Source organism: Photobacterium sp. 1_MG-2023 (assembly GCF_030547945.1).
GTDB lineage: Bacteria > Pseudomonadota > Gammaproteobacteria > Enterobacterales > Vibrionaceae > Photobacterium.
This window is the reverse complement of the sequence record NZ_JAUORR010000025.1, coordinates 60008-68918: the sequence shown is the minus strand read 5'-3', so window position 1 is coordinate 68918 and position 8911 is coordinate 60008. Positions and strand designations below refer to the sequence as shown.

Genomic DNA, 8911 nt, shown 5'->3' with positions numbered 1-8911 from the left:
TCTCCCCCCGTCATTCCCGCGAAGGCGGGAATCCATCGAGCGCCGGGATAAAAGCACCTGAAAATCTTCATGGAACAGATCAAGTCACAGCAAGGTTCAGCCATTCGGCAGTATTGTTCACAGCACCCGGACGAGGCTCTGGCGCATCAATGTGGGTTCCCGCCTGCGCGGGAACGACGAACAGATGAAGGGTATATAAACGTTTTGGGAGCAGAGATTGAGCTTGCCAATCTTAGCTGTGATTTTGTGACAGGGCATCACAGCGAATCACAGATTGCTCTTCAATCAAGCCTTCTAAGCGCCGACGGCTGTCCAGATAATGTGAGGTTTGCTTATGTTCGGCTAGTGCAGCTTCACTGGTATAGATCTCATAGAGATAGAAACAGTGATCATCGTTCTGGGACACCAGAACATCAAATGTCAGGCAACCTGCCTCGGTTTCCACGGAGGCTTTCGCATTTTCTTTCATAATGGCCAGATACTGATCCTGAAAGCCATTTTTCACGACATTTTTTACCACAATACAAAACATGATGAAGGTATCCTTTTCTGAGGTGTTCTTGTGTCCGAAATTGAATTAATCGACATATATTGTATACAATGTTGTTTGTGATTTCACAAGGAGTGAGACAAAATGAGTCAGAGACCAAAACCGTTGAATGGGTTACGACATCTTGCGCTGTGCGTTTATCCGTTCGAAGATTGTATCCGTTTTTATACCGAGATTCTGGGGATGGAAATCCTCAGAAGGGCCAGTGATAACCTGGTTTATCTGAGTTGCGGGAACGATAATTTATCTTTGAGCAGAGCGGATGGACCACAGGACAATCCCCAGCAATCGCTGGATCACTTTGGATTTATTGTAGACAGCAAAGAAGAATTGCAGGCTTGGTATGAATTTCTGCAATCGCAAGGTGTGCCTTTGCTAGACAGGCCGCATGATCACAGTGATGGCGCACGGAGCTTTCATTGTACCGATCCGGCAGGCAACGTCGTTCAGCCGTTGTATCATCCGGCGGTCTCCGGGCAGCGTATTCAATGAATGAAGGATATCAACGCACCTGTATTGGACAGTATTGCTGCGTTGATATCGCTGGATACGGATGAATTACTTTTGATTGATCAGATAGTCCAGAATCTCAACGATCTGGGCTGGGGAGGTGGCCCAGGCCTGAGCGCTGGCATCCACTTCTTTTAGAGGGTGGACGATATCTTCACTGTGCAGCGTGATGTAGGGCTTATTCAGGGCGGCACAGTAACCGGCATCAAATGCAGCATTCCATTGTTTGTACTTGTCACCGAACCGGACAATAGCGAGGTCACATTGCTGAATCAGGTTCTGAATCCGAATCGCATTGACTTTCGCCGACTTGTGGTCCCGCCAGAAGCTGTTGGACTCTTCACCTAAACCGTCCCCGGCTGCATCACTGCTGTCATGGTCCGTGACCGCGGAAGTAAACACAATGTTCAGATCTTTGGCTTCACATCCTTTGATGATTTGCTCACGCCAGTCGGTGTGAATTTCACCCGAGAGATAGACATTCCAGGTCATTGCGACATCCTCTGTTGCTTCAATGTTTATGTAATAAGCTCGATTATTGTACACAATTGGTGGTTGCATTGCACTCGTTGTTCTGGGGTGAAGCTAAAGTAAAGGTGTTCAATCAGAGAGAGCATTGCGGTCCGCTGTGTATCAGCAACTGACCGCAAATGATGGTTGATAGAGAAGGGCGCTGATTAATCGACCAATGCGATGACGGTGAGCTTGGGTGCTTTATAATCCCAGAATGCATGACATCCATTGGCCCAGCCAGTGATGGACTTTCCTGAAGCTTTTGCTGCAAGTGCTACAGAAAACATTTCTTTTTCGTAAGGGGAGTCTTTATTGATGATGAGTTGCCTCTCGCGGCCATCATCACATTGTTCTGTGTGTTTTTTGGCGCCATCCCCGGCAATCTCCACAATGATCATGTGCGCATCATGCACGGTGACACTTTTTACTTGAACCGGCCCAAAGTCGCTGTTGGCTGTCACCGATGCTCTAATACCAATCGCAGTAAATCACTGGTCATCCTAGCTTGCTCAAATACTTGATAACTGTGTTAGATTTTTTGATTGTAGAATCACTACTTATCTAAAAATCTGCCTTGTTCTCAAACATTTTTTCTGCGCTATTTCTGATCACTGACTTACTTTGATTGGTATGAACAGCGTCATGGCCGCCATGAGCGCGAGATTTCTTACTTTTTTGATGATCATGATATTTCCCTATATAAGCTGATTTGATTGACGGCCTGAGTTCCGAAATTATCGAAAACAACGTTCCGCCCAACGGGTCAGGCCGGATGTGACTGAGCCAAAATAGTCACCCGCAACAATCGGAACACCTGGCAGGCGTGATTCGATCAGTTGCCGCAAAATTGGGGAGCGCGCGCTGCCACCTGTCATGTAGATCACATCCGGCTGGCATTCTGCCTGAACCAGCGCTTCGTTGATCAACTGACTGATCTTTTCTGCATTACTTTTGACGGCGTCTGCGAGCTCTGTATCAGTACAGTGTAACGCCAGAAGTTCTTGTCCAATGTTTAGCTGGCTGTTGGCAATATGCTGTTCAGACAGTGCAATTTTCATCAGTTCTGCTTCGCGGACTAACTGATGCCCCAGTGTGTGCTGATAAACCTGCACCAATCGCTGAATGATTTCAGGCTCCGCAGAATCCCTGACCAGTTGCTTCAGTGTTGCCAAATTACTGCTGGCATAGAAGTCACTCTGCGCCGCAACGTTGTTAATGGCAACGGGATTCCAGAACTGACTGAGTGGGGCTGCCAGTCCGCGCTGGTTGCGTGTGTGCTTCCCAAACAACGGCATGATACGTTCGAAGGCGAGCGCAATATCCAGATCATTCCCGCCGACTCGGCTACCGCTGTGTGCCATCAGACCGGCGGTCCGATCGGTTTGATTCAGCCAGCTTGGGCCCATTTGCAACATAGAGCAGTCCGTTGTGCCACCGCCGATATCCACAACGAGTACTGTTTTGTCTTCCTTCAGCCGACTTTCATATTCAAGCCCGGCGGCCACAGGTTCGAACTGGAATTCAACAGATTGAAAGCCAACCCGTGTCGCGGCACGACGCAGAATGGCTTCCGCTTGTTCATTGGCTTTTTCGCCGCCGGTTCCCTGAAAGTTAATGGGGCGGCCGATGACAGCCTGAGTGATTGAGTCTTCACAAACTGTCTCACAGCGGCGTTTGATATTCGCCATCATGGCACAAACGAGATCTTCAAAAAGACTCAGTTGCATCTCATGCAAACCGGCCGCTCCAAGGAATGATTTGGGCGATTTGACGTAGTAGACTTCATCGGGTTCAGTCAGGTAACTGTCCAGCGCTTGCTGTCCAAACTGCAAGGCTTGCGCATCGACAACAATGTCTTCTTCCCGGTTCGCTGAAATGGCCCGACGCAAGAGAACCTCTCCGGCTTTATCTGCGGGCTTGATATTGTAATGTTTGAACAATGCTTCGCTGACGGCTTCCCGGGTGGGGGCGGCCAGTGTGGAAGGGATATAGAATTGATCGCCTTCTAAAGGGAGCAGTCTGGGCTGAGCATTCTCCATGATTGCCACTGCGCAATTGGCTGTGCCATAGTCAAAACCGATATACATACTCCCTCCTGTCCAATGAAAAGCCGCACAGTGTACGTCAATTCGTTGTGAAGCAAAAGGGAGATAAGTTCAGGTCAAATTGTTGTTTTACCGGTAAAGCTTCTTGAAGAATTTAGAGGTCAGCGTGTAGTCGTATCGCAATTGAACCAGCGAGTAAATCAGCGTTGAGCCTGCCACAGTGCCCCATGGATAAAAGAAAAAGAGTATGGCACCAAACAACATCGTGGCATTCTCTGCCCAGCGATGAAGGGTCAGCAAAGCGTAACCTGCGGTCAGGTGCAGGCCAATCATTACCACGGCCAACAACACCATATAGAGGTTATTGGTCTCAACATTCATGACGCCGTCAATCGCCGCCTGAAAGCCGCAGACAATACCCCAAATCAACCAGATCACGGCATATAAACTATGAAAACCAATGGCCAGCCGGAACTTCAGTGAATATTTTGACTGCAAACCGTCCTGTGGTTGAGCCTGATCGCCTTCGGTGCATTTTTTACACATTTCAGCAGGCGTGCCGTCGGGTCTGTCGAGTGTTCTGACACCACATTTCACACAGTTCATGTTTGACGCACCACAGTTAAGTTATCCCTAAAATTCAGCACAAATAAATATTCAGTCAGGTTTACAAAAATTGAAAATTCCCATCACTATGATTCCATATTCTATTGTGATGTTTAACATCCCACCTTCGATTTTTTGCTCTGTGAGCGATTGCAATCATGAAAATTGCTGAGGGCTTCTCATTTTACTCAACTGAAAAATCGGTTTTTTGTTATAAAAAATAATAAATTAGTTAATTAGATTTCACCGATATAACGGTTCGCAGTCAGTGTAAATCCGGAAATAGTTCTGATGTATTGAGCGTGATGTGCAATGATATGCGCTTTTGTGTGCATGATTTCTGCATAAAAAGCGGCTTCACTATGTTGTGAAATTGATGGTCTTCAGCGAGGTGAAATGGTGAAACCGGGATTTCTCCTTGTGATCAATGGGGCGATGCCGTTGTGGACAACTTGATGGCGATTAGGCTTCCCATTTGTTTTTTTCCTGCAGTAATTCAGGTAAGCAAAGTAAAAACGCATCGACGAGTTCCGGGTCGAAATGCACACCCCGTTGATTTCGGATATAAGTTATTGCTTCCTCCACGGACCAGGCACTTTTATAAGGTCGCTCGCTGGTCAGGGCATCAAACACATCAGCAATGGCGGTGATGCGGGCTTCGATTGGAATCGAGTCACCATGCATCCCATATGGATACCCGGAGCCATCCCATTTTTCATGATGATAAATGGTGATATTCCGAGCCATTTGCATCAGGTCCGACGGGTCATCGCCAAGAATTTCAGCACCAATTAAGGTATGGCGTTTCATCACGTGCCATTCATCCGCGGTGAGTTTTCCATTTTTCTTGAGAATGTTATCCGGGATGCCAATCTTCCCGATATCATGCATCGGTGCGGCATGGAGCAGGGTTTCTGACCAGCTCTCGCTATGACCGGCTGCCCGGGCAATGGCTTGCGCGTAATGACTCATGCGAATGACATGGCAGCCCGTTTCATTGTCTTTGTACTCAGCGGCCTTTCCAAGTTTCTGAACCACAGACAAACGGGTTGATTTTAATTCATCCACGCTGACCAGAGACAAATGATTTTTGACCCGGGCACAGACAATCGGCGGGCTGACTGGCTTGGTAATGAAATCCACCGCACCCAGTTCAAAACCTTGTGTTTCGTTCTCGGTTTCAGACAGGGCAGTGACAAAAATTACCGGTATATGACGAAGCTCTGGCCGGGCTTTGAGTTCTTGAATCACTTCAAATCCGGACATATCTGGCATCATGACATCCAGCAGAATCATATCCGGTTTTTCAGATGCTGCGAGCGCCAGGGCGCGATTGCCATTCCTGGCAAACAGCAAACGATATTCTGCCGACAATATGTTTTTCAGTACCTGAAGATTTGCGGGTTCATCATCAACCAGCAGTAGTGTTTTCCGATTATGCATCCTGAGCCTCTGCACGCATCTTTCTTGCCAGGTATTCACTCAATATTAAAGCGGCCTGATCCAGTTCGAAATCGCTCATTGCGGTCTCCACATCATCGGCCAGTTCGGCTGGTAACTGATCCCGAAGGGCCATAAAGGTGGATTCGGGCATTTCTCCTTGTTCCAACTGTTGGATCATTATACGAATGTCGCGGTGATTCAGTGCGGTGTTCGTTGGATTGACTTCAAACTCATCGAGTATATCCATTGAACTTAGTAAGTTAGTCATGGCCTGAAAACGTGTACGATAGTGACTGAACAAAGGCACCGTATTTTCTTCTCGCTGGAGGGCTTGCTCCAGCTGTTTCATGCATTGATAAATCGCGGGCATGCATAAATTTCCGGCCAGCCCTTTCACTTTATGGACATGTGAAACCGCTTTGGTCTGGCTGCCACTGAGTATCCTGGCCAGAAAATCCGGGTGGTGCTGTGGCTGGCTGATAAACTTTTGAATCGCGGCAACTTGAGATTGCTCAGAACCCCAGAGCAGGCGACCTTTTGTGAAGTCGATGAGGTGATAAGCTTCGTCCGCAGTGTCTTGCGGCGCATCTGAGGGCTGCACAGAAATGCCCATCAAGTAAGCAATTTCGGCATGAAGACTATAGATATCAATCGGTTTGACTGCGAATCCGTTCATGCCGGCAGCCATCGCATCCCGCCGGTCTTTTTCAAGCACACTGGCCGTCAACGCAATTACCGGGATTTGCGGCAGCCCGTGTTCTGCTTCATATTTTCGGATGGCCTGACAGGCCTGCAAGCCATCCATGACTGGCATCTGAACATCCATCAAAATGATATCGACCGGATGCTGCTGATAGACGCGCAGGGCATCCCGGCCATTTCTGGCGGTAAACAACTGATGGTGATTCCGTTTGAGCAGGCCGCACATCAGTTCCAGGTTCTGTGCCACATCATCGGCAACCAGAATCTTGAGTGGCGGGAGGAGGATTTCATCCTGATGATTGTCTTCAACTTTCGCGGGTTCCCCACGCTGTAAAGGGAGATCGACTTTGAACGTTGATCCTCGTGCCAGCTGGCTGTATGCGCTGATCTGGCCATGCATCAGTTCAACCAACTGTTTGGCGATGGTGGTTCCCAAACCAGTGCCACCAAATCTGCGCGACATGGTTGAGTCTGCCTGTGAAAACGGCGCAAAAATGCTGTTCAGGCGCTCGGGTGGGATCCCGATACCGGTATCTTCCACTAGAATCGTTATACCTTTGATTCTGCCGGGAGAGAGATGTAATTTCACATACCCTTTTTCCGTAAATTTCACGGCATTACTCAGCAGGTTCAGAATGATTTGTTGTACCCGCAATGGATCGCCCTGGTAATGCTCACTGAGTTGCGCGTCATAGTGCAATTGGAGCTCAATGCCTTTTTTATTGGCCAGCAGGGACTGAGTTGCGATCAACTGTTCACACATCTGACGCAGTGAAAAGTGCCGGTTTTCAAGCTCTGTTGTACCACTTTCAAGTTTTGCGGAGTCCAGAACGTCATTCAGCAGGTTCAATAATGTTTTCGCCGAATTGCGGATAATACCCAGATGACGTTGCTGTTCATGGCTCATGTTGCTGTCCAGCATCAACTCTGAAAACCCGATAATTGAGTTCATCGGGGTGCGTAATTCATGACTCATGTTGGCCAGAAACGTACTTTTCGCCTGGGCTGCAATTTCTGCTTCTTCCTTGGAATGGCGCAGGGCATCTTCCATGGCTTTTTGCTGGCTGATGTCGGTGATCACGCCAACAAAGGTACTGGTGCCATTCAGCTTGGATTCACCGATTGAAAGACGGATCGGTTTGATCAGGCCATTTTTGTGCATGGCCGAGACTTCGCGACCAATCCCGATGATCCGGGCTTTTCCGGTTTCGAGATAACTCTCCAGATAGGAATCATGAGCACTGCGGTAAGGTTCTGGCATCAGGATGCTGATGTTTTTTCCAATCACCTCATTTTCCTGATAACCGAGGATACGTTCTGCAGAAGCATTGAAAGATTGAATTATTCCGCGATGTGAGATTTTGATAATGCCATCGACGGCGGTATCAATCGTCGCTTTGAGTTCAGATGCTGTTTCTTCACTCCGTTGGAGCAAGGCCCGGTAACGGGCGAGAGCATTCGCCGCGGCAATGAACAGGCTGAGTGTCACTGTGACGATGGTGATGGTGCCTGCCAGGATGTAATGGCGTTGACTTCCAGCGGAAAAGTCCGGGTCGGGCAGACCGATAAAACGTGTCGCCTCCATGGCGGTATAGTGCATGCCTGCAACAGCCAATCCCATCACAATACTTGCGAGCAACTGAACCTGATAACTGGGAATATCCAGCCGTTTACGAAGCCCGAAACTGATCCACAGCGCCAGTGTGGCCAGCGTTGCTGCCACCAGAATCGACAGTGCAAACAAAACGGGCTCATACTTCAGCGATGGACCAAGGACCATAGCGGCCATGCCGATGTAATGCATTGAACCGATCCCAAGACCGACAGTCACACCGCACAGGAGAAGTCGTGTTTGGCTCACCGTACTTTTAGTGAGTAGATGGAGAGTGACCCAAGAGGCGAGAAAACTCGGCCCGAGTGAGATCAGTGTTGTACTGATTTGATAGTTGACTGTGGTACAGAGTTCAAAGGCCAGCATGCCGATGAAATGCATGGACCAGACGCCAACCCCCAAAGAGGCTGCACCCATCAAAATATGCGACCGTCGCATCAAAGGCGTTGTACTGAGCTTCGCAGATTCGGCCAGCAAGAGGGCCAGAAAAGAGGCTCCGATTGAAATCAAAAGAGAAATAATGACCAGAGAAGGGTCGTATTCACCTGAGACCAGTAAGCTGGGATCTGTGTTGTCGGTGACAAAAAACTGAGAAAAAAAATGTGTTGTCATTGTTATATTCAGGCATCGCTGAAACGCAATTGGATGCAGTGCTGAAATATTATTCACAAAAATAATAACGCAACTACTTGCATACACAGTCCGGTCAGGAAGTCTTTTATTATTAAGGTGTTTATCTGCGTCGTTGTGTCACATTAGCTTGTGGCGTGAGAAGAGTAAACTATAGTACTGTTCGTCAGTGCTAATAATCCGTAAAGGGTCAATTATTTCCGATTTTTTTGCTTTTATCCTCGATTTTGCATTGACAAATTTGCGCAAGAAAAAAAGTGCATAGTATTTTGCCAAATTGAGGAGGATTTACATGGTGGT

Annotated in this window: 8 protein-coding genes; 1 reads left to right on the top strand and 7 read right to left on the bottom strand. The window is 48.0% G+C overall.

From position 1 onward, the window contains the following. Positions 1 to 232: 232 nt before the first annotated feature. A complete protein-coding gene (locus Q4579_RS18365) occupies positions 233 to 532 on the bottom strand; it encodes a putative quinol monooxygenase (protein ID WP_303566152.1) in 300 nt (99 codons plus the stop codon). Positions 533 to 634: 102 nt separating this feature from the next. Here Q4579_RS18365 and Q4579_RS18360 point away from each other — a divergent pair, with 102 nt between their 5' ends. Beyond that, complete coding sequence (locus tag Q4579_RS18360; protein WP_303566151.1) at positions 635 to 1042, top strand: VOC family protein; 408 nt, start codon at positions 635 to 637, stop codon at positions 1040 to 1042. Between the two features lie 66 nt (positions 1043 to 1108). On the opposite strand, the gene Q4579_RS18355 is transcribed toward Q4579_RS18360, so the two are convergent. The 6 genes from Q4579_RS18355 to Q4579_RS18330 all read right to left on the bottom strand — a co-directional run bounded on the left by Q4579_RS18355 (position 1109) and on the right by Q4579_RS18330 (position 8593). Then, a complete protein-coding gene (locus Q4579_RS18355; RefSeq protein ID WP_303566150.1) occupies positions 1109 to 1552 on the bottom strand; it encodes a YtoQ family protein in 444 nt (147 codons plus the stop codon). A 185-nt stretch (positions 1553 to 1737) separates the two neighbouring features. Continuing rightward, positions 1738 to 2034, bottom strand: coding sequence for a hypothetical protein (locus Q4579_RS18350; protein WP_303566149.1), 297 nt, complete (start codon positions 2032 to 2034; stop codon positions 1738 to 1740). 273 nt (positions 2035 to 2307) lie between these two features. Continuing rightward, the gene (yegD, locus tag Q4579_RS18345; RefSeq protein WP_303566147.1) at positions 2308 to 3660 is read right to left on the bottom strand and encodes a molecular chaperone; all 1353 of its coding nucleotides are present in this window, start codon (positions 3658 to 3660) and stop codon (positions 2308 to 2310) included. Between the two features lie 87 nt (positions 3661 to 3747). Next, the gene (locus tag Q4579_RS18340) at positions 3748 to 4224 is read right to left on the bottom strand and encodes a hypothetical protein (protein WP_303566146.1); all 477 of its coding nucleotides are present in this window, start codon (positions 4222 to 4224) and stop codon (positions 3748 to 3750) included. Between the two features lie 462 nt (positions 4225 to 4686). Then, the gene (locus tag Q4579_RS18335) at positions 4687 to 5667 is read right to left on the bottom strand and encodes a two-component system response regulator (RefSeq protein ID WP_303566145.1); all 981 of its coding nucleotides are present in this window, start codon (positions 5665 to 5667) and stop codon (positions 4687 to 4689) included. After that, positions 5660 to 8593, bottom strand: coding sequence for an MHYT domain-containing protein (locus tag Q4579_RS18330; protein WP_303566144.1), 2934 nt, complete (start codon positions 8591 to 8593; stop codon positions 5660 to 5662). Before Q4579_RS18330 ends, Q4579_RS18335 begins: the two co-directional genes overlap by 8 nt. Between the last annotated feature and the right edge of the window lie 318 nt (positions 8594 to 8911).